Annotated in this window: 22 protein-coding genes; 8 read left to right on the top strand and 14 right to left on the bottom strand. The window is 67.5% G+C overall.

Going from position 1 to position 20,571, the window contains the following annotated elements; all coding sequences use genetic code 11:
- Both AC1DNG_RS21220 and AC1DNG_RS21225 read left to right on the top strand, forming a co-directional pair.
- Positions 1 to 278 (top strand): dihydrofolate reductase family protein (locus AC1DNG_RS21220; RefSeq protein ID WP_476888253.1); only part of this gene is annotated, 278 nt, incomplete at its 5' end.
- 162 nt (positions 279 to 440) lie between these two features.
- Complete coding sequence (locus AC1DNG_RS21225) at positions 441 to 908, top strand: hypothetical protein (protein WP_476888254.1); 468 nt, start codon at positions 441 to 443, stop codon at positions 906 to 908.
- A gap of 86 nt (positions 909 to 994) precedes the next feature.
- Here the strand turns inward: AC1DNG_RS21225 and AC1DNG_RS21230 are convergent, their stop codons facing one another.
- A complete protein-coding gene (locus AC1DNG_RS21230; RefSeq protein ID WP_476888255.1) occupies positions 995 to 1,771 on the bottom strand; it encodes a type 1 glutamine amidotransferase domain-containing protein in 777 nt (258 codons plus the stop codon).
- Between the two features lie 240 nt (positions 1,772 to 2,011).
- On the opposite strand from AC1DNG_RS21230, the gene AC1DNG_RS21235 reads away from it, so the two are divergent.
- A complete protein-coding gene (locus AC1DNG_RS21235; protein ID WP_476888256.1) occupies positions 2,012 to 2,269 on the top strand; it encodes a hypothetical protein in 258 nt (85 codons plus the stop codon).
- 53 nt (positions 2,270 to 2,322) lie between these two features.
- Here the strand turns inward: AC1DNG_RS21235 and AC1DNG_RS21240 are convergent, their stop codons facing one another.
- The 13 genes from AC1DNG_RS21240 to AC1DNG_RS21300 form a co-directional block, all read right to left on the bottom strand.
- On the bottom strand, positions 2,323 to 2,562 hold the full coding sequence (locus AC1DNG_RS21240) for a hypothetical protein (RefSeq protein WP_476888257.1): 240 nt from the start codon (positions 2,560 to 2,562) through the stop codon (positions 2,323 to 2,325).
- Positions 2,563 to 2,743: 181 nt separating this feature from the next.
- Positions 2,744 to 3,385, bottom strand: coding sequence for a LutC/YkgG family protein (locus AC1DNG_RS21245; protein ID WP_476888258.1), 642 nt, complete (start codon positions 3,383 to 3,385; stop codon positions 2,744 to 2,746).
- Positions 3,382 to 4,974, bottom strand: a complete 1,593-nt coding sequence (locus AC1DNG_RS21250) for a LutB/LldF family L-lactate oxidation iron-sulfur protein (protein ID WP_476888259.1) — start codon at positions 4,972 to 4,974, stop codon at positions 3,382 to 3,384. The genes AC1DNG_RS21245 and AC1DNG_RS21250 overlap by 4 nt, the downstream gene beginning before the upstream one ends.
- Complete coding sequence (locus AC1DNG_RS21255; RefSeq protein WP_476860440.1) at positions 4,971 to 5,774, bottom strand: (Fe-S)-binding protein; 804 nt, start codon at positions 5,772 to 5,774, stop codon at positions 4,971 to 4,973. The genes AC1DNG_RS21250 and AC1DNG_RS21255 overlap by 4 nt, the downstream gene beginning before the upstream one ends.
- Entirely contained in the window at positions 5,771 to 7,336 is a 1,566-nt protein-coding gene (locus tag AC1DNG_RS21260) for a rhamnulokinase (RefSeq protein ID WP_476888260.1), read from the bottom strand. Before AC1DNG_RS21260 ends, AC1DNG_RS21255 begins: the two co-directional genes overlap by 4 nt.
- Before the next feature lie 11 nt (positions 7,337 to 7,347).
- Complete coding sequence (locus tag AC1DNG_RS21265) at positions 7,348 to 9,384, bottom strand: bifunctional aldolase/short-chain dehydrogenase (protein WP_476888261.1); 2,037 nt, start codon at positions 9,382 to 9,384, stop codon at positions 7,348 to 7,350.
- 3 nt (positions 9,385 to 9,387) lie between these two features.
- Positions 9,388 to 10,566: an L-rhamnose isomerase gene (rhaI, locus tag AC1DNG_RS21270; protein ID WP_476888262.1), complete on the bottom strand. Its 1,179-nt coding sequence runs from the start codon at positions 10,564 to 10,566 to the stop codon at positions 9,388 to 9,390.
- On the bottom strand, positions 10,563 to 10,946 hold the full coding sequence (locus tag AC1DNG_RS21275) for an L-rhamnose mutarotase (protein ID WP_476888263.1): 384 nt from the start codon (positions 10,944 to 10,946) through the stop codon (positions 10,563 to 10,565). The genes rhaI and AC1DNG_RS21275 overlap by 4 nt, the downstream gene beginning before the upstream one ends.
- Positions 10,943 to 12,391, bottom strand: a complete 1,449-nt coding sequence (locus AC1DNG_RS21280; RefSeq protein ID WP_476850646.1) for an arabinose isomerase — start codon at positions 12,389 to 12,391, stop codon at positions 10,943 to 10,945. Before AC1DNG_RS21280 ends, AC1DNG_RS21275 begins: the two co-directional genes overlap by 4 nt.
- Positions 12,392 to 12,577: 186 nt before the next feature.
- Entirely contained in the window at positions 12,578 to 13,645 is a 1,068-nt protein-coding gene (gene rhaS, locus AC1DNG_RS21285; protein WP_084476154.1) for a rhamnose ABC transporter substrate-binding protein, read from the bottom strand.
- A gap of 74 nt (positions 13,646 to 13,719) precedes the next feature.
- The gene (locus tag AC1DNG_RS21290; RefSeq protein WP_476860444.1) at positions 13,720 to 14,802 is read right to left on the bottom strand and encodes an ABC transporter permease; all 1,083 of its coding nucleotides are present in this window, start codon (positions 14,800 to 14,802) and stop codon (positions 13,720 to 13,722) included.
- On the bottom strand, positions 14,795 to 15,841 hold the full coding sequence (locus AC1DNG_RS21295; protein ID WP_476857786.1) for an ABC transporter permease: 1,047 nt from the start codon (positions 15,839 to 15,841) through the stop codon (positions 14,795 to 14,797). Before AC1DNG_RS21295 ends, AC1DNG_RS21290 begins: the two co-directional genes overlap by 8 nt.
- Positions 15,838 to 17,382 carry a sugar ABC transporter ATP-binding protein gene (locus AC1DNG_RS21300; RefSeq protein WP_476888264.1) on the bottom strand — a complete coding sequence of 515 codons (1,545 nt, stop codon included), beginning with the start codon at positions 17,380 to 17,382 and terminating at the stop codon, positions 15,838 to 15,840. The genes AC1DNG_RS21295 and AC1DNG_RS21300 overlap by 4 nt, the downstream gene beginning before the upstream one ends.
- Before the next feature lie 246 nt (positions 17,383 to 17,628).
- Here AC1DNG_RS21300 and AC1DNG_RS21305 point away from each other — a divergent pair, with 246 nt between their 5' ends.
- From AC1DNG_RS21305 to AC1DNG_RS21325, 5 genes are all read left to right on the top strand, one after another.
- Entirely contained in the window at positions 17,629 to 18,639 is a 1,011-nt protein-coding gene (locus AC1DNG_RS21305; protein WP_476850649.1) for a LacI family DNA-binding transcriptional regulator, read from the top strand.
- Positions 18,640 to 18,651: 12 nt separating this feature from the next.
- A complete protein-coding gene (locus AC1DNG_RS21310; protein WP_476888265.1) occupies positions 18,652 to 19,251 on the top strand; it encodes an SRPBCC family protein in 600 nt (199 codons plus the stop codon).
- A 159-nt stretch (positions 19,252 to 19,410) separates the two neighbouring features.
- Positions 19,411 to 19,656 carry a hypothetical protein gene (locus tag AC1DNG_RS21315; RefSeq protein WP_476888266.1) on the top strand — a complete coding sequence of 82 codons (246 nt, stop codon included), beginning with the start codon at positions 19,411 to 19,413 and terminating at the stop codon, positions 19,654 to 19,656.
- The gene (locus AC1DNG_RS21320; protein WP_476850651.1) at positions 19,643 to 19,777 is read left to right on the top strand and encodes a hypothetical protein; all 135 of its coding nucleotides are present in this window, start codon (positions 19,643 to 19,645) and stop codon (positions 19,775 to 19,777) included. The genes AC1DNG_RS21315 and AC1DNG_RS21320 overlap by 14 nt, the downstream gene beginning before the upstream one ends.
- 157 nt (positions 19,778 to 19,934) lie before the next feature.
- Positions 19,935 to 20,552: a DUF4232 domain-containing protein gene (locus AC1DNG_RS21325; protein ID WP_476850652.1), complete on the top strand. Its 618-nt coding sequence runs from the start codon at positions 19,935 to 19,937 to the stop codon at positions 20,550 to 20,552.
- Positions 20,553 to 20,571: the final 19 nt, after the last annotated feature.

Raw genomic sequence — 20,571 nt, forward strand, 5'->3', positions numbered from 1 at the left:
GAACGACCTTCCACTTCGTCACCGAGGGCTTCGACGCGGCCTACTCCGCAGCGCGCCAGGCCGCCGGGGACAACGGCGTGGACATCGCCGGCGGGGCCTCGACCGTCCGGCAGGCACTGATCGCCGGCGTGATCGACGAGCTCACCCTCAACATCGCACCGGTCCTGCTCGGTTCGGGCGAACGCATCTTCGACGGGGTTGAATCCTTCGGCTTCGAACCCGCCGAGGTGCTCCACTCACCGCTGGCCACCCACATCCGCTATCGCCGCGTAAGTTAACTCCGTAGGCACGGCCGGCCACCGCTCGGCAGGACGGTCATTCACCCGGCTCGGGGCGGTAGGTGGCGAAGGCGAGACGGTCGGTGGACCAGCCCAGCGCCGTGGTGGGGTGGACTGCGGGTCTCACAACCAGAGAGGTACGCCGTGGGGAGCGTGACGAGAATGAGCAGGGGCCGCAAAATGTGGCTCGGTGTGCTGGCAGTAACGGTTGCCTTTGTCATCGCTTTCTTCCTCTGGTCATCGTGGAAGAGCGATCAGATCGTCGCTGAGCTCAAGACGATTGCCGACCGCCTCCAACCAGAGCCGGGATGGGAACCCTTGAGAACACAGAATCCGGTGGGCAGTGCGCTGTGCATCCCGCTCGATGGACCCTGCTCCCAGTACGCATACCGTTGGGACACTCACCGGAAGTACCGGGAGGGTGACCTGGAGCGGTACGTTCAGCAGGTGGGTTTGACGCCCCAGGAGTACAAGCCATGCGTACGGGACCAGAGGATCAATGCGGGCGGACTGGACTGCCGGGGTGTTGGAGTCATTGACGGCTGGAACGTACGCATCACGATCAGTGACTACGGTCGGGACGACGACACCAACATTGTGCAAGTCGTGGTCAACAAGTACGGCTACTGAGCCTTGTTTTGTGTTCGCGGTTGCCGCAGAGCGGAGGCGGCCACCCCGTTGTCGGGGTGGCCACCAGTTTCAGTGCGATCTTGGTGTTAGTGCTCTGCTTCTGCGGCAGCCTTCTTGGAGTCTTTCTCGGCGTCCTTCTCGGCGCGCAGAGCCTCCGCGTCGTGCTGTTCCTCGGCTTTTTCCTGGTGGATGACCGCTGCGAAGAGCTTCTCCATCTCCTTGGCCACGCCGGCGGCTGAGGCCGGGTTCTGGCCGGTCACCAGCCGGTCGTCAACCACGACCTTCTCCTCAAAGACGTCAGCGGAGACGTGGGTTGCGCCCTGTTCCTCAAGCCGGTCGGCCAAGAAGAACGGGATGACCTTGTCCTTCCCTGCGGCCACCTCCTCGTCGTTGGTGAAGGCGGCCACCTTCCGGCCCTCGACGAGGCGAAGCCCGTTCTTCAATTCCACGTTCAGCAGGCCAGCCGGTCCGTGGCAGACCGCGCCCACCAAGCCGCCGGCGTTGTAGACGCTGGCCACCAGATTCTGCAAGCCTTCGCTGTCCGGGAAGTCCCACATCGTGCCGTGGCCGCCCACGAGGAAGACGGCGTCGTACTGGTCGGGATCAACGACGTCGACGCGGGCAGTGTTGTAGAGGCCGGCGCGCGTGGTCTCGTCCTCCGTGAAGGCGACCTGGATGGGATCTTCTGAGTCCACCTCGTCGCGCGGAGGCTGGCCGCCCTGGATGGACGCGAAGTCGACGAAATGCCCGGAATCCTTGAAGACCTTCCAGGGATGTGCAGCCTCGGCCACGTTGTAGCCGGTCTTCTCTCCGGTATCGCCGATCTCGGAAACGCTGGTCAGTACCATGAGGATTTTCTTCATGAAGTGCTCCTTTCGTCCAACTTCCACCCTACGCCCAGCCCCATTCGGGCCCCCTTCCAGCTGTCTTTTGCCTGCCGGCAGGCTTGCTCGGCTCTTGACCATTGAGGCAGCGCCCTAGAGCCTTGGGGCATGACAGCTCGATACCACTTAGGCTTCGCAGCCGCTGCAGGGTTGGCGCTGCTGTGCGGGTGCGCGATGCAGGGGGATCCGACAAGCGGGACCCCGGCGAACCCAACAACGATGGACACCTCAGGCTCGCCGTACAGTCTCTACACACACTGCGGCATCCATGAAGCTCTCGTGCAGGGCACCTATTTCGTCGCAGACGAGGCGCTGGACGACGGCCACGGCAACCCGCCTGAAGGCTGGAAAAACCCCTACCAGCCCGGCGCCATCACCGTGACCGGCCCAAAGGCCATCTTCCGCGATGACGCCGGCCACACGGTGACCTTCCATGCCCGCCCTGGCGCCACAGGTTTCCTCAACACCTGCTCCTAAAACGCAGGCACCGGCACCCGAATCGCGCGGTTCCGTCGAGCGCTGCCAGCCGTTCACAGCTCCCCCTCGAGGTGCTCCATTTCCATGCACGCGTCCTCGTAGGAAACGTCGCCGTTCCGGAATGCCTGCTCGAGTTCCTTGGCCCTGCGCCGTGAATGGGCGGTGCTCAGTGTTCCCATGAGGCCAGCCTCCAGATAGTCGAACCTGGAGTGCGTGGGCTGCTGGTCGCGGGCGTGGTCGCTTGCGGGGACGTGCCGGCGGATTGTCGCGCGGAACCAGGCGCCAGGGTGCATTAGGCGATGCGCATAGGCTCTGGGGTCGACTAGGTACATGCTTCCATGGTTCAACTCCCTGCTGAGAAGACCATGAGTTTCCTCTGAGTGATCGGGGCAAACGACTTTCCGGGGCCATCACCACAAACCAGGAGGCCCCGCTTCCCTCGCGGTGGCAGGGAAGCGGGCCCCGGTCTCCCGCCTACCCGCGGACGATCACGACGTCCAGGGTCCGGGGGCCGTGGACGCCTTCGACGCGTTCGAGTTCGATGTCGCTGGTGGCGCTGGGACCGCTGATCCAGGTCTGCGGGCGGGTGCCGTCGAGCCTGCGGAGGGCCTCCGGCAGGATGGCGGTAATGTCCCCGGCCCGGACGATGCAGATGTGCCGGTCCGGGACGAGGCTGATGACCCGGCGCCCCTGGTCCGGTGCGGCATCGAGGATGATGGTGCCGGTTTCGGCGACGGCGACGGCGCTGCCGGTGACGACGGCGTCAATCCCGTCGAGCTCCTCGACGCTGAGCCGCTGCCCGGGGGCGTCCGTGACGCGGCGGCCGGAGCCGCCGTCGCGCGCGTCCGCCTCCGAGAACAGCGCCTGGTCCAGACCGTGTGGCACAGCGTAGCGGACCGTGCCCTCCAGCAACGCGGCGAGCCGCTGCGGCACCGCGGCGGCTTCCTCGACGAAGACGTTCGCCTTGTAGTCGAGGAGCCGGTCCGTCAGCAGCTCGATCAGCGCTTCCCCGCCCAGCCCGGAGGAGCGCCGGTAGTCGCGGGGCACCTCCGGTATCGCCGGGGCGTCCCGAAGGGCGGAGCGGATCCGGTCGAGTATTTCTGCGCGCGCGCTCACGGGTTCTCCTCTGTTCCGGCTAATCCCGGGCCGGCGGACTTCGGCCCGGGGGCGTCGGTGCCGGCAGCCGGGGCGGCGGCTGCACCGGGTCCGGCGGCCCGGTGTTCCTTGTCCCACCACTGCCGGAAGGACTGCCCCGGCGGTGCAGGGATGTCCCGGCTTTGGGTCCAGCCGGCGGCGATGCCGGGCAGTTTGGTGATTTTCCGGTCCGGGCCGGCGGCTATCCGTCCCAGCGGGAGCGCCTTCTCCACAAGGCCGAGATTCTTTCCGGAGGACAGCGCCCAGGAGGCCGCCTTCATGCCCAGGTCCATCTGGCTCGGCAGCCGCTCCCTCCCACGCTTCCCGCGCTTGCCGCGTTTGCTGTCCACGTCCTCGCCGCGCAAGTGCACCAGGATGTCCGGGATGTTGATCTTCACCGGGCAGGCGTCGTAGCAGGCGCCGCACAGGGAGGAAGCATAGGGCAGGGAGTTGTTCTCCTCCGCCGTGATCCCAGTCAGCAGCGGGGACAGGATCGCGCCGATCGGGCCCGGGTAGGTCGATCCGTAGGCGTGCCCGCCGGTGCGTTCGTAGACGGGGCACACGTTCATGCAGGCGCTGCAACGGATGCAGTGCAGCGCGGAGCGGCCCATTTCGTCGGCCAGGGCGGCGCTGCGTCCGTTATCCAGCAGGACCAGATGGACGTTCTGCGGCCCGTCGTCAGGCGTGACGCCGGTCCACAGCGAGGTGTAGGGGTTCATCCGCTCGCCCGTTGAGGACCGCGGGAGGAGCTGCATGAACACTTCGAGGTCCTCCCAGCCGGGCAGCAGCTTTTCGACGCCCATGACAGTGATGAGCGTTTCCGGCAGCGTCAGGCACATGCGCCCGTTGCCTTCGGACTCGACGACGGCCAGGGTCCCGGAGTCTGCGAGGGCGAAGTTCGCGCCGGACACGGCCACCTTGGCGCTGAGGAACTTGCGGCGCAGGTGTGCCCGGGCGGCCGCGGCGAGGCGGGCCGGCTCGTTGGTGAGCTCCGGGTCCACCCCCTCCATTTCGCGCAGGAAGATGTCCCGGACCTGGCTGCGGTTCTTGTGGATGGCCGGGACCAGGATGTGGCTGGGTTTGTCGTGGTCCAGTTGGACGATGAGCTCGGCGAGGTCGGTCTCGTAAGCCGCGATGCCCTGTTCTTCGAGGTATTCGTTGAGGCTGATTTCCTGCGTGGCCATGGACTTGACCTTGACCACCTCGTCGGCGCCCTGGTCCCGGATGAGGGCGGCGACAATGCTGTTGGCTTCGCCGGCGTCGCGGGCCCAGTGGATGGTCCCGCCTCGGGCGGTGAAGTTCGCCTCGAACTCTTCGAGCAGTTCCGGCAGCCGGGCCATGACGGATTCCTTGATCGCCCGGCCCGCCTCGCGCAGCTCCTCCCAGTCGGGGAGTTCGGACACGACGGCCAGCCGCTTGTCCCGGATGGTCCGGGTGGCGTGGCCGAGGTTGGCCCGCAGCTGGGGGTTGCCGAGCTCGCGGCGGGCGGCTTTCGGGAAGGGCTCGTGTTCGTGCAGGTTGCCGATGCCGAAGACCGGCAGGGACGGCATCCCCAGGAATGTGCCGCTCATCGCGCGGTCCTTCCGGTGGTGAGGCGGACGTCGCCGGAGACGGCGGCGGGATTCTCGAGGGTGCTGGCCAGGATCTCGGCGAAGTGCATCGTGGTGACGCCGGTGCCCTGCCGGGACAGTCCGCCGCCGATGTGCATCAGGCAGGACGCGTCGCCGCCGGCGCAAAGTTCCGCGCCCGTGCCGCAGATGTTGGCGGTCTTGTCCGCCAGCATCGCCGAGGAGACGTCCGCGTTCTTCATCGAGAAGGTGCCGCCGAAGCCGCAGCACTGGTCGGCCTCGGGCAGTTCGGCCAGTTCGATGCCGCCGACCGAGCGCAACAGGTCCAGTTGGCGGTCGCCGAGCCGGAGCAGGCGCATGCCGTGGCAGCTGGGGTGGTAGGTGATCCGGTGCGGGAAGTACGAGCCCAGCTGCGCCGCTGCGTCGGTGACGCCCAGGACATCCACCAGGAGCTGGGAGAGCTCGTAGGTTTTGGCTCCGACGGCGGCGGCCCGGGCTTCCAGCCCGGCGTCCCCGCAGCGGCGGGCGACCATGGGGTGCTGGTGCTTCACGGAGGCGACACACGAACCGGAAGGTGCGACGGCGACGTCGTACTCATCTTCTTCGAAGGCCTTCACATGGTTGGCGACGACGGGCAGCGCCTCCTTGAGGTAGCCGCTGTTGACGTGCATCTGCCCGCAGCAGGCCTGGCCGGCCGGAAAGATGACCTCGTGGCCGAGGCGTTCCAGGATGGACACCGTGGCGCGGGCCGTGGCCGGGTACATGGCGTCAACGATGCACGTGGCGAAAAGCGCGATCCTCACTGGGCACCTCCGCTGGGGACGACACTGTGGTGTGCGGCCCGGGCTGAGGGCACGTACTCCGCCGGGTGCTGGGAGGCACGCACCACGGCACGCAGCTCCCCCAGGCCGCCGCTGAGCACGCCGGCGGCGCGGGCCTGGACCAGGACGTTGCCCAGGGCCGTGGCTTCCACGGGTCCGGCGATCACGCGTTTGCCGGTGGCGTCGGCGGTGAGCTGGCACAGGAGCCGGTTCTGGGATCCGCCGCCCACAATGTGCACGACGCCGGCCCGGACGTCCGCGAGCCGTTCGGCGTCGGCGATGGTCCGGGCGTAGCCGGCGGCAAGGCTGTCCAGGATGCACCGCACGATGTGCGCGGGATGCTCCGGCAAGACAGCGCCGGTGTTCCGGACCGCGGCCCGGACCCGTTCGGGCATGTTGTCCGGAGCGATGAAACAGGGGTCGTCGGCGTTGATGACCGGGCCGCCGGGCGGAAGAGTCGCGGCCGCGTCGAGCAGTTCCTCGAGCCCCGGCCGGTAGCCTTCGGCGGCCCAGGTGCGCTGGCACTCGCTGAGCAGCCAGAGGCCGCCGACGTTGCGCAGGTAGCGGATGGTGCCGTCCACGCCGCGTTCGTTGGTGAAGTTCGCGGTCCGGCTGGCCTCGGTCAGGACCGGGTGGGACAGTTCGACGCCGACCAGAGACCACGTGCCGGAGGAGACGTAGGCGAAATTGTCGTTAGCATCTCCGGCGCCAGCACCTCCGGCGTCCGCCGGTACGGCGGCGACGGCCGAGGCGGTGTCGTGCGAGCCGACGGCCACCACGGCCGTGGTTTCGGGAAGTCCCAGGCGTCCCGCGATGTCCTTGGTGAGGGTGCCGATGGTCTCGCCGGGCTGGATCAGCGGCGGGAACAGGTTCGTGGGTAGGTCCAGGGCGGTGAGGAACTCCGTGGCCCACTCCCCCGCGACGGCGTCGAAGAGCCCGGTGGTGGAGGCGTTGGTGGCCTCGGTGCGGCGCTGGCCGGTGAGCAGGAACCCGATGAGGTCCGGGATGAGCAGCGCCTGCAGCCCCTCCAGCGCCGGCTCCGTGGCGAGCTGGTAGATCGTGTTGAACGGCAGGAACTGCAGCCCGGTGGTGGCGTAGAGCCGGGCCGGATCGAGTTTTTCGTGGACCCGGGAGATGGCGGTACGGGACCGGTTGTCGCGGTAGCTGAACGGCGCCGCGACCAGGTCACCGGCGTCGTTGACCAGCCCGTAGTCCACGGCCCAGGTGTCGATCCCGATGCTGGCGATGCTCTCGCCGCGGGCCGCGGCCGTCGTGGCGGCGGCCGCGAGCCCGGCGAGGACCTCGGCGAACAGCGCGTCGAAGTCCCAGCGGAGGCCGCCGTCGAGCTCCTTGACCCCGTTGGGGAACCGGTGCACGGTCTCCAGCTCGGCCCTCGCCCCACCGGGACTGCCCGCGACCCGGCCCAGGATGACCCGGCCCGAGGACGCACCGATGTCGATTGCGGCAAAAGCACTGCCGGCTACGACATTCCCGGCGTACAAACCGCCGCTGGGTGCGGTATCCGCTGGTGGCACCGCGTTCATCGCAGGAAGGCTCATCGCAGGAAGGCCGCGGCCACGCCGGCGTCCACGGGGATGTGGAGCCCCGTGGTGTGGGAGAGCTCGCTGCCGGTGAGCACGGCGGCGGCGTTGGCCACGTTTTCGGGCAGCACTTCGCGCTTGAGCAGGGTGCGCTGGGCGTAGTACTTGCCCAGTTCCTCTTCCTGCACGCCGTAGACGGCGGCGCGCTTGGCGCCCCAGCCGCCGGCGAAGATCCCGGAGCCGCGGACCACGCCGTCGGGGTTGATGCCGTTGACCCGGATCCCGTACTCGCCCAGTTCCGCGGCGAGGAGCCTGACCTGGTGGGCCTGGTCTGCCTTGGTGGCGGAGTATGCGATGTTGTTCGGGCCGGCGAACACGGAGTTCTTGGAGGAGATGTAGACGATGTCCCCGCCCATCTCCTGGCCAATCATCACCTGCGCGGCCGCCTTGGCCACCAGGAACGAGCCCTTGGCCATGACGTTGTGCTGGAGGTCCCAGTCCTTCTCAGTGGTTTCCAGCAGCGGCTTGGAGATGGAGAGCCCTGCGTTGTTGACCACCAGGTCCAGTCCGCCGAAGGCCAGGACGGCTTCCTGGATGGCGGCGGCGATCTGGGCTTCGTCGGTGACGTCGGCCTGGACCCCGATCGCGACGTCGGCGCCGCCGAGTTCCGCGGCCACGGCCCGGGCGTTGTCCAGGTTCAGGTCCGCGATGACCACGCACGCGCCGTCGGCGGCGAAGCGGGTGGCGATCGCCTTGCCGATGCCCGACGCCGCACCGGTCACCAGGGCGATCCGGCCAACATGGGATTTCGGCTTGGGCATCCGGGCCAGTTTGGCTTCCTCCAGGTCCCAGTATTCGATCCGGAACTTCTCGGCTTCCTCGATCGGGGCATAGGTGGAGACGGCTTCGGCGCCGCGCATGACGTTGATGGCGTTGAGGTAGAACTCCCCCGCCACCCGGGCGGTCTGCTTGTTCGCGCCGAAAGAGAACATGCCCACGCCGGGCACCAGCACAATCGCCGGGTCCGCGCCGCGCAGGGCGGGGCTGTCCGGGGTCGCGTGCCGGTCGTAATACCCCTGGTAGTCCTCGCGGTAGGCGGCGTGGAGTTCCTTCAGCCGGGCCACAGAGTCTTCAACCGGGGCGTCGGCGGGCAGGTCCAGGACCAGCGGCTTGACCTTGGTGCGCAGGAAGTGGTCCGGGCAGGACGTGCCCAGGGCCCCGAGCCGCGGGTGTTCGGCGCTTTCCAGGAACGCCAGGACGGCGGGGTCGTCGCTGAAGTGCCCGAGCTGCGGCTTGTCCGTCGAGGCGAGGCCGCGGATCACGGGGGCCAGGGCGGCGGCCTTCGCGCGGCGCTCGGTTTCCGGGAGGGCGGCGTAGCCGGGCAGCTTGGGACCGAACGGTTCGTTCTTTCCGTGGTCCTTGATGTACTCCTCGGCCTGCTCGATGATCCACAGCGAGTTGGCTTCGGCTTCCTCGCTGGTGGCGCCCCAGGCGGTGATGCCGTGGCCGCCCAGAATGGTTCCGACGGCCTGAGGGTTGGCGTCCTTGATCGCGGCGATGTCCAGGCCGAGCTGGAAGCCGGGGCGCCGCCACGGCACCCAGGCCACTTTCTCGCCGAAGATCTCCTTGGTCAGGGCCTCGCCGTCGGCGGCCGTGGCGAGGGCGATGCCGGAGTCCGGGTGCAGGTGGTCCACGTGCGCGGCATCGATCAGGCCATGCATGGCGGTGTCGATCGAGGGGGCGGCGCCGCCCTTGCCGAACAGGCAGTAATCGAACGCGGCGACCATTTCGTCTTCACGCTCGACGCCGGGGTACACGTTCTTGAGCGCCTGCAGCCGGTCCAGCCGCAGCACGGCAAGGCCCTCGGCCTTCAGCGTGCCCAGGTCACCGCCGGAGCCCTTGACCCACAGGAGCTCGACGTCGTCGCCGGTCACGGGGTCCTTTTCGGTGCCCTTGGCGGAGGTGTTGCCGCCGGCGAAGTTGGTGTTCCGCTTGTCCGCGCCGAGGCGGTTCGAACGGGAGATCAGTTCTTCAACAGTCTTATTGGTCATTATTTAAGCGCCCCATCCGGCCTGGTGGCCGCCGACGCGGTCCTCGTTGATCTTCTTCTGGTAACCGCTGGCCTTGAAGGCGGCCATCGGGTCCGCGGGCAGGCCGCGGGATTCACGCCAATGCGCCAGCGCGGGGCGGACATCGGTGTAAAAGGCATCGTTGAAGATGCCGTTGGCGGCCAGGACGTCGCCGCTGCGCTGGGCCTCGGCCAGCGCGTCGGTGTCGATCAGCAGGGCGCGGGCGGTCATTTCCTGGACATTGAGCACGGACCGGATTTGGCCCGGGATCTTTTCCTCCAGGTTGTGGCACTGGTCCAGCATCAGGGCGACGGCTGAATTCTCTCCTGCGGACTTACCGAACCCGCCGCCGCGGATGACCTCGTGCATGATGCGGAAGAGCTGGAAGGGATCCGCCGCACCGACGATCAGGTCATCGTCCGCGTAGAAGCGGGAGTTGAAATCGAAGGAGCCGAGCTTGCCCAGGCGCAGCAGCTGCATGACGATGAACTCGATGTTGGTGCCGGGGGCGTGGTGGCCGGTGTCGAGGCAGACAAAGGCTTTCTCCCCCAGGGCCAGGGTCTGGGCGTAGGAGGTCCCCCAGTCCGGAACGTCGGTGTGATAGAAAGCCGGCTCGAAGAACTTGTACTCCAGCACCAGGCGCTGCTCGTCGCCCAGGGCCGCGTAGATTTCGTGCAGCGACTCGGCCAGGCGGTCCTGCCGGCCGCGCATGTCGTCCTGGCCCGGGTAGTTGGTGCCGTCCGCGAGCCAGATCTTCAGATCCCGCGAGCCCGTGGCGTTCATGATCTCCAGGCACTCGAGGTGGTGGTCGATCGCGCGGCGGCGGACCGCAGGGTTCGAGGAGGTCAGGGAACCAAACTTGTACTCGTCGTCCTGGAAGGTGTTGGAGTTAATGGTGCCGAGTCCCACGCCGAGCTCCGCCGCGAACTCCTTCAGGGCCGCGTAATCATCCACCTTGTCCCAGGGGATGTGCAGCGCCACGGTGGGCGCGAGTCCGGTGAGTTCGTGGACCTTCGCGGCGTCGGCCAGCTTCTCGTGGACCGTGCGCGGGGTGCCGGGAGTGCCGAACACCTTGAAGCGGGTGCCGGAGTTGCCGTAGGCCCAGGACGGGACCTCGATGGCGAGTTCCCCGAGGCGGCCCAGGGCCGTTTCTGTGGTGTTCATGGTTGTTCCTTCTGCGGTTGGTGGTTGTCCCCGGCGGCGTTTGCTGCGGACAACTGGTCCTCGAGATTGAAGATTTCGGTGAGCTGGAGGAAGCCTTGGTCCGGCGCTCCGGCGAGGTCGTCGAAGAAGCCAGCCATCTCGGCCTGCCAGTGGGCGTTGACGTCAGTGGCTGCCATCCGGGCCTGGGCTTCGGTCAGGCTGTCCGTTTCGAAGTAGCCGATCAGGAGCCCGTCGGGCCGGAGGAAGAGTGAGTAGTTGTTCCAGCCCGAGGCCTTGAGGGCCCGGAGCATCTCCGGCCAGACGGCGGCGTGCCGGCGGGTGTATTCCCCGATCAGCGCGGGCTTGACCTGGAGCTGGAAGCAGACGCGTTGCGTGCTCATGAGAGCACCACGTGGCGGTGTTCGATGCCCAGCAGGGATGCGGCGGCCTTGATGTCGGCGGCGCGGTGGCCGACGCACAGGGCCCAGTGGTGGCCGATTCCGGTCTGGCTCCAGACGTCCACCCAGAGCCCGGGGTCCCCGCCGAAGTCCACCCGGGAGGTCGTGTTGCCGATCTGCAGGAGCGGGCCGGGAACCACCTCGCCCTCGGAGGTGACGAACACGTAGCTTCCGTCCGGGTCCTGGCCGAGGCCGAAGGTGGTGACGGGGCCGTGGCGAACATCGAATTCGACCGAGACGCCCCAGCCGCGTTTGCCGTGGTAGATGCCGAGTCCGCGCAGGAGCGGGTCCTGGGCGGACACGGCCAGGTGGGCCGGGCCGTCGTGTCCCATTTCGACCACGTTGTCGAGGAAGTTCAGGGCCTGGATCTCGGTAAATGATCCCCCGGCGCCGATCGCCTGGGCCGCCAGCATGGCGATGGAGGTCCGCAGCTCGAACTCGCCGGCCATCGGGATGCCCCGGGCCGTCAGGATGGAGGAGCCCAGGATCATCCCGGCGCCGAGCCGTTCGTGCTGTTCGCCGGCCAGTCCGCGGTGATAGTAGGCCACGGAGTCCAGGTCGAAGTCCTCCACAAGGCGGTCCAGGCCGACGGACACCTTCGCACCCCACGCGAAGTCGTCGTCGTTCACGGAGTCATCCACAACGAAAAGTTCGCGGGCGAGCCCGAGCCGTTCGGTCACCTCCGCCTCCGTGACGGCGTTGACCCGTTCGCGGAGGTCATCGAATTCGAGCACCTCCACGTGGGAGCCGAAGGTGGTGGACACGGTGGTGAGGTCGGTGGCGACATCGAGCATGCCCGGATAGAGGTGGCCCATGAGCCCGTGCCGGGCATTGCGGAGCCGGGCGCGGACGCCGGCGGCGTGGACCCACGCGGTGATCCGCTCCCAGGCGGACTCCTGCTTAAGGTGCCCCGAGACGGAGCGGAAGTCGATCCCGGCCCGGCGGAAGACGTTGGCGACCTCCGGCACCGGGCACTGGCCGCAGTAGGCCAGCCACTTGCCGGTGTCAAAGTTGGCGTGGTCCATCGCTTCGGTTGGCTGCAGGTCGATCACCAGGACGGGGGTCTTCGCGCGCTGGGCGATGGGCAGGACCATGGAGGACGTCAGGTACGTGGTGAGGAAGATGACGATGAGGTCGCAGTCGGCGACGCGGAGCTTTTCGCCGGCCGCGGCGGCCTCCTGCGCGTCGGAGATGAAGCCGGTGTCGACGACGTCGGCGTCGAGCTCCTGGAAGCGGCCGGTGACGTACCGGACGGACTCCCGCAGCTGCGGCAGCAGCTCCGGGAACTGGGGCCAGTAGGCGCCGAGACCGCCGGAGACCAGCCCGATGCGGGTGGGGCGGCGCCGGTGCGGTTGCAGCAGCCGGTCTGCCGGTTGTTTCTGGTTCATGTGGGGGGCCTTCCGGCATGAAAAGGGGGATCTGGGGCTCCGGAACGTGGTTTCCGGGCACGGCTGTGGAGTTGACGCCGTGGGCCCGGTGCTGCGGCACCGGTGAAGCGGAACGGAGTGAAGTGGTGAGGTGCCGGGCGGGCTGTCGGCGGCCCGCCCGGCCGCTCGGGATGGGTCAGGAACGGATCAGAAGTTGTACTTGTCGATGTTCTCGGCGTTGAAGACCGTCGGCGGGCCGACGATCACCAGGCCGCCCTTTTCGACCTTGCGTTCGCCTAGTTCGCCGGCGGTGAAGGTATCCCCTTCGGCGCCGGTGATCTTGCCGTCCTTGAGGGCCTTGCCGGCGAACGCCGCCACGTAGCCGAGCTGTGCCGGATCCCAGAGGGCGAACTCCTTGACGGTTCCGTCCTTCACGAAGGGCCGCATTTCATTCGGCAGTCCGAGCCCGGTCAGGGCAACCTTGCCCTTGTAGGCGGACGTTGAGAGGTACCGGGCGGTGGCGGCGATGCCCACTGTGGTGGGCGAGATGATGCCCTTCAGGTTCGGGTGGGCCTGCATGAGGCCCTGGGCTTCCTGGAAGGACTTGGTGTCGTTGTCATCGCCGTAGACCTTGGCCACAAGCTTGATGTCCTTGTACGCGGGGTTGGAGGCGAGCTCCTCCTCCATGTACTTAATCCACTCGTTCTGGTTGGTGGCGTTGGCGGTGGCGGACAGGATGGCGATCTCGCCGCTGCCGCCGATCTGCTCGGAAATCAGCTTGGTCTGGATCAAGGCAACGTCCTTGGCGACGACCTGGCTGATGAAGATGTCGCGGCAGTCGGGATTGGTATCCGAGTCGAACGCGACGATCTTGGCGCCTGCGGAACGGGCTTCGCCGAGGGCGGTGCAGACGGCGTCGGGGTCATTGGCGGCAATCGCGATGACGTTCGTGCCGGCCTGCGTCTCGGCGTTGATGAACGAAACCTGGCTGGAGGCGGAGGCTTCCAGCGGTCCGACGACCTGCGAGGAGGCGAATCCTGCCTCGGTGGCGCCCTTCTTGCCGCCGCCCAGAACAACGTCCGTGTACGGGTTGTTCAGCTGCTTGGGGATGAAGGTGATCTTCTGGTCCCCGCCGCCTGCCGAGGGGCTGCTGGTATCGGTCGAGGATGCAGAGCCGCTGTTGCAGGCTGTCAGCGCCAGTGCGGCCACGGCGGTGATGGCCACCATGCTTCCCAGTCGGCCGGTCCGGCCCTTGTTCTTGCGGTTCAACATCATTGTTCTTCCCTTTTCCTTCGTGCGGTCGGTACAGCCGGTCCCAGGCGGGCGCGGTTTGTTGTGGTGTGCAGATTTCAGGTGGCCTTGCGGGTGAAACTTCGGCGGACGCGGCGGGTGTGCCGCCATTGCCTGATGGCGGAGCCGATGCTCGGCGCCACCACTGAGAGGATCAGCAGCAGTCCGGTCACCGTGATGAGGACGACGTCGGACACCCGGGCCAGGCGGAGGGCGTAGTTGAGCGTGCCGATCAGCAGGACGCCGGCGATGACGCCGGGGATGGAGCCCTTGCCGCCGAAGATCGACACGCCGCCCAGCAGGACGGCGGCGATGACGGCCAGTTCCAGGCCGGAAGCGTTGTCGCTGCGGGCGCTTGTGTAGCGCAGCGTCCAGTAGATGCCGGCGAGAGCCGAAACGGCGCCGGACCCGACGTAGAGCCAGAACTTGCTGCGGGCGACGTTGATCCCGACGAAGCTGGCGGCTTCCTTGCTGTAGCCCATCGCATAGAGGCCGCGTCCGAACGGTGTGAAGTGCAGCAGCACGCCGAAGAAGACCATCACCACGACGACGCCGATCATCACCGTGGGGATGCCGGTACCGCCGATTTTGGAGGTGAAGAAGGCGGTCAGCGCCTTGGGGAAGTTGGCCACGGCGTTGTCGCCGATGATGACCAGGGCCAGGCCTCGGAACAACGCCAGGGTGCCGATGGTGACCGCCAGGGAGGGCAGTCCGAGGACCGCGATCAGGAAGCCGTTGAACATGCCGGCGGCAATTCCTGCCAGCAGGCTGATTGCCAGGGCCAGCCAGATGTCCGTCCCGCCGGCCCAGAGGACGCCCATCAGGGCGCTGGTCAGGCCGGCGGTGCTGGCCACGGACAAGTCGATTTCGCCCGTGATGATGATCAGCGTCATCGGCATGGCAATCAGCAGGACCGGGATCACGTCCAGGAGCAGGAAGCCGGTGGTGACCGGCGAGGCGAAGCGCGGGATGGCGATGGCGGCGTAGATCAGGAAAGCAATCAGGGCGTAGATGGTGACCGCGTCACGGCCCATCAGGATCCGCGCGGCCCCGGTCCGGCCCTTCGGTTCGCTGGCCAGCGGCTTGGTGTTGTCAGCCACGGGAGCCGGCGCCGTGCTGGTGGTGGACGTGGTTTCAGACATTGCGAGCCTCGCTAATCCGCAGTTTCTTGGCTGTGCGCAGGCTGGCCACGCGGTCGATGATGATGGCGGTGAGGATCAGCACGCCGACGATCGCCTGCTGCCAGAACTTGTCCACCCGCAGGGCGGTCAGGGAGCTGGTGATGGTGGTCAGGAGCACGGCGCCGAGCGCGGCCCCGGTCACCGATCCGCTGCCGCCGAAGATGGCCACACCACCGACGACGGCGGCCGCCACCACGGTCAGTTCCATCCCGGTGCCGGTGGTGGCGCCGACGGAGTTGAAGCGGCTGGCGTAAAGCACACCGGCCAGGCCGGCGAGCGCGCCGTTGGCCAGGAACGCGAGGAACACGCGCTTGGAGACCTTGATGCCGAAGGCGGTGGCCGCGTCCGGGTCCGAGCCGATGGCGTACAGGTCACGGCCCGGGCGGGTGCCGGACATGTAGATGGCGACGGCGATCACGACGACGATGGCCAGCAGCGTGATGACGGGGAACCCCAGAAAGGTGTTCACCGAGAGGGCGCCGAACTCCTCCGGACGGTCGCCGGCGAAGTACTGCTTGCCGCCGGCCCAGGCGTTGTTCAGGCCGCGGTACACGTAGAGCGTCCCGAGGGTGATGACCAGGGCGGGTACTTTGGCGAGGGTGACCAGGGCGCCGTTGACGGCGCCCAGCAGCGCCCCGAAGGCCATGCCGATCACAAAGACTGCGATGATCGGCACGTCGGGCATGGCCGAGAAAAGGGAGCCGGTGCCGAAGGCGACCAGCCCCAGCATGGAGCCGACGGAAAGGTCGATGTTCCTGGTGATGATCAGCAGGGTCTGCCCCACCGCCAGAATCATGATGATCGTGGCGTTGAGCAGCAGGTCCTTCACGCCTTGGGCGGTGAGGAACAGCGGGTTGATCAGGTAGGTGACGAGTACCAGCAGTGCCAGCGCGACCAGCACGGGGAGCTCGCGCATCCGCAGCAGCGAGGCGACGGCGCCCCGGGCTCCGGCGTCGGGTGCCGGCGTCGTTGCGTTCTTGTGGTCCAGAGCTGAGCTCACAGGGTTCCTCCTGCGGAAGACGTGGCGGCGTGCATGACCGATTCGGGGTTCGCATCGGCACGGTCGAGTTCGGCGGTGATCCGACCTTCGCGCATGACCAGGACGCGGTCCGCCATGCCGAGGACCTCGGGCAGTTCCGAGGAGATCATCAGGATCGCGATCCCGCGCCCGGCAAGGTCCGATATGAGCCGGTGGACCTCGCTCTTGGTGCCGACGTCGATGCCGCGGGTGGGCTCGTCGATGATCAGCAGCCGCGGGTCCGTGGCCAGCCACTTGGCGAGCACCACCTTTTGCTGGTTGCCGCCGGAGAGCGTGGAGACGGCGTACTCCTGCGAGCCGGTCTTGACCTGGAGCCGTTTGCTCCATTCCTGGGCTGCGCGCCGCTCCGCGCCCCCGTTGATCAGGCCCGCCGTCGTGTACTTGTTGCGCAGCGTGAGCGTGACGTTCCGGGCCACGGACAGGTCCATCACGAGGCCCTGCTTGCGGCGGTCCTCCGGCACGAAGCCCATGCCGGCGGTGATGGCCACCTGGGGATTCCTCGGCCTGAGCTTGCGTCCGTCGAAGGTGATATCGCCGGCGTCGTAGGGGTCGATTCCGAATACGGCACGGGCCACCTCTGTGCGGCCGGCGCCGACGAGGCCGGCCAAGGCAACGATTTCCCCGGCGCGGACCTCGAAGCTGATATCGCGGAACACCCCGGCGCGGCTGAGGCCGTCCACTTTCAGGACCACGTCGCCGATCTCGGCAGGGGTCTTGGGGAACAGGGCGCCAATGTCGCGGCCCACCATCTCGCGAACGATCTGCTCGACGGTGACGTCGGCCGTGCGGTGGGTGGAGATGTACCGGCCGTCCCGCATCACGGTGATGCGGTCGCACAGGTCAAAGACTTCGTCGAAACGGTGCGAAATGAAGAGGATGCCGGTCCCGCGGTCCCGGAGGCTCCGGGCCACGGCGAACAGCCGTTCCACCTCGACGCCGCTGAGGGCTGCCGTGGGCTCGTCCATCACCAGGACTTTGGCGTCCAGCGAAATGGCCTTGGCGATTTCAATGATCTGCTGGTCCGCGATGGACAGGCCTTCGGCGATGCGGGTCGGGTCGATCGGAACGCCGAGCCGCTCGAACAGCTTGCGCGCCTCCCTGACCATGGTCGCTTTGCTGATGAGCCCGAAGCGGCCCTTGGGCTGGCGGCCGATGAAAATGTTCTCCGCGACGCTCAGGTCGGGGAAGAGCGTGGGTTCCTGGTAGATGACCGAGATTCCGGCGTCCTTGCTCTCGGCAACATTGCGGAACTGGACGCTCTGGCCTGCCACCTGGAAGTCGCCGGAATCGGGGTGGTGCAGGCCTGCGAGGATTTTCACCAGCGTGGACTTGCCGGCGCCGTTCTCGCCGACGAGTGCGTGGATTTCGCCAGCCTCGATGTGGATGGTGCCGTCGGCCAGGGCGACCACCGGGCCGAAGGTCTTGGCTGCGTGGGAGAGCGAGAGGACCGGAACCTGCTCCCCCTCAGCGGGGCCGGACCGGGAACTGTGTGTCTGCTGCATAAAATTGACCGCACCTTTGGGGCTTAGTGAACACTGCAATGAATCGTTTCATAACGAGTTGTGATTTGAATCATATGGTCTTCAAATCAACACGTCAACTGACGTCAGGCATTCGTGACGCCGCTTTTGATTCGTTTCAATGCAAGGGTTCAAAGTGGACCCCGGACAGGTATCCTGAAGTGACTATTTTGCGTACGCGCCGCCTGGCCCCAGGGGCTGCGGCGTCCACCTTCAGGAGCACAGGAAATGGTTTCAGCGAGCGTCAAGGACGTCGCGGCACTGGCCGGCGTCTCGGTGGGGACGGTCTCCAATGTGCTAAACCGGCCGCAGAAGGTTTCCGCGGAAGTTACCCTGAGGGTCCAGTCCGCCATCGACAAGCTCGGCTTCGTCCGGAACGACGCCGCGCGCCAGTTGCGCGCGGGCATGAGCCACAGCATCGGCCTGGTGGTCCTGGACGCTGCCAACCCCTTCTTCTCGGATCTGGCCCGGGGCGCGGAGGACCGCGCCGCCGCGGAGAACTTCACCGTCCTCGTCGGCAACAGCAACGAGGACGAAGGCCGGGAATCCGCGTATCTGGACCTCTTTGAGCAGCAGCGCGTGCGGGGCGTGCTGCTGTCCCCGGTAGGAAATGTGATTCCCCGGTTGGAGCAGCTCCGGCGCCGGGGCATCCCTACAGTGCTCGTGGACCGGCAGACAGAGAACACGAGCTTCTCCTCCGTGGCCGTGGACGACCTGGCGGGCGGGGAGATGGCTGCGGCCCACCTGTTGTCGCTGGGCAGGCGGCGGATCGCGTTTATCGGCGGACCGGCAAGCATCCGGCAGGTAGCGGACCGTTTGGCAGGGGCGCGGAAGGCCATCGACGCCGTTGCGGGTGCAACGCTGGAGGTCATCGCCACGGAATCCCTGACAGTGCTTTCGGGCAGGGCGGCCGGCGAGTCCATCCAGGCCCGGCCCGAAGCCGAACGCCCGGATGCGATCTTTGCAGCCAACGACCTGCTTGCCGTGGGTGCCCTGCAGGGCCTGATGCTCATGGGCGGCGTCAAGGTGCCGCAGGAGATAGCCCTGATCGGCTACGACGACATAGAGTTCGCCGCCGCCGCCGTCGTCCCGCTGTCCTCCATCCGGCAGCCCAGCGCCCTCATCGGCTCCACCGCACTGGAACTGCTGCTCCGGGAGGCGGCATCGGAGGACGGCTTCGCACCCACCCAGGTGGTCTTTCCGCCCGAATTGATAGTGAGGGCATCCACGCAGGGCTGAAAGGAGGCCCCGATGGGCAGCACAGATTATGAGTTCCGGACCGTCTGGCGCGTGGCGGGCACGCCGGAGGAGGTCGCGGCCGTCCTGGGCGACGCCACCGCCATGCCGCGCTGGTGGCCTTCCGTCTATCTCAGCGTCGAGCCCGTGGCCGGCGGCCCGGAGCCCGGGCCCGGAATGCACAGACCCGTACGCCTCTACACGAAGGGCTGGCTGCCCTATACGCTCCGCTGGACCCTCACGGTTACGGAGCCCGTCACGGCCCGCGGCTTCGCCCTCACCGCGGCAGGCGATCTGAACGGCACCGGCCGCTGGACCTTCGAGCCTGACGGGCCGGAAACGGTCATCACCTACGACTGGCGCGTCAGCGCCGCCAAGCCCCTGCTACGGCGGCTGAGCTGGCTGCTGAAGCCGGCCTTCGCCGCCAACCACCGCTGGGCGATGGCCCGCGGCCAGGAGAGCCTCGCCCTGGAACTGCGCCGGCGCCGCGCGGCAGCGGGGGGCAGCTCGGGGCGCACGGCGGCCGGGCCAGCGACTGTCCCACCGCCCCCTCCGCCCACCTTTGCCTGGCTGACCCGCCGCGCAGCCCACACGGACACGTTCCCGGCCGCCTAACGTCTGGAGTTCTGCCCGGGGCTCCGGCCCTGGACTTCCGGCCCTGGACTTGTGCACAACAGTAAGTCAGTGTCTCATTCACTTGACCATTGAGGCGGGGGGCCATTCCGCGGTTAGCTGGATCACATCCTCGTTTCCCGTGACCGTTCAGGACTCCTCATGACCTTGCAGAAAAACCGGCCTTCCGGCAGCGCCGCCCATTGGGACGACGTCGAGATCGGCGACGCCGTCCACCTCCACCGTAGCGGCCGCCTTGAGCACGCGGGCCTGGTCGATAACCGCACGCCCGACGGCGACGTCGTATGGGTGCTCTCCGACGGCGGGCACCGTCAGCTGTTCCACGTTGCCGACGGCTTTGAACTGAGCGTGGCAGACCCCGAAGGAGCCGGCCATGCTGGCAACTGACCGGCCAACGGCCCTGACACGGCAGCCGGAAATCCTGTCCGGGTCCGCGGCCGGGACGGACCCCTGGGCCGCTTCCTGCCCCGACGACTGCCACTACTGCTCGGGGCCCGAGACCGACTAGGGCAGCCGCTCGCCGGCTGCGGAAAAGAGCACGCGGCGCAGTTGACCTCGGCCGATGCCGGGAAATCACAATCCGGACATCAATCGGGCTCCGTCGCAGTGGCATCGTTGACTAAGGCAACGGCGGGGATAATGGTTGAGCCATGAGGTCTCAGCGAATGAAGCACGCACTGGTTGTGACAACGGCTGCCGCGGCGGCCCTCCTATTCAGCGGCTGCGGGGGCAGCTCGACGCAGGCCCAGTCGGCCACGTCCCCGCCCAGCCCGTCTGCCACGGAGACCAGCCAGCCGCCCGCGACGTCCGCCGCCGCGCCGGAATCCTCTGCGGCCGCCGCACCGTCCACCGCCAAGGGCGGCCCCCAGCTGTGCAAGGCCGCAAGCCTGACCGGCACCACCGACGCCACGGGCGGCGGCGCGGCCGGCAGCATCTACATGCAGCTGATCCTGACCAACTCCGGCACCGAACCGTGCCTGCTGAAGGGCTTCGCGGGCGTCTCCCTCACAGCAGGGGCCGACGGTGAGCCGATCGGCGCCGCCGCTACCCGCGACGACTCGGGCCCGGTCACCGACGTCACGCTTGCCCCGGGCAAAGCCGGCACAGCCACCCTGCGCTACACCCAGGCCGCCAACTACCCGGACTGCACCAAGACACCGGCGGCAGGATTCCGGGTCTACCCGCCCAACGACACCGCGTCGCTGTTCATTCCGCAGCAACTGGACGCCTGCACCAACACGGAGATCAACCTGCTGACCATCGGTGCCTTCCAGCCCAAGTAACACCCGTCCCCCGCGTCTC

The organism is Arthrobacter sp. 01T425 (genome assembly GCF_056398725.1).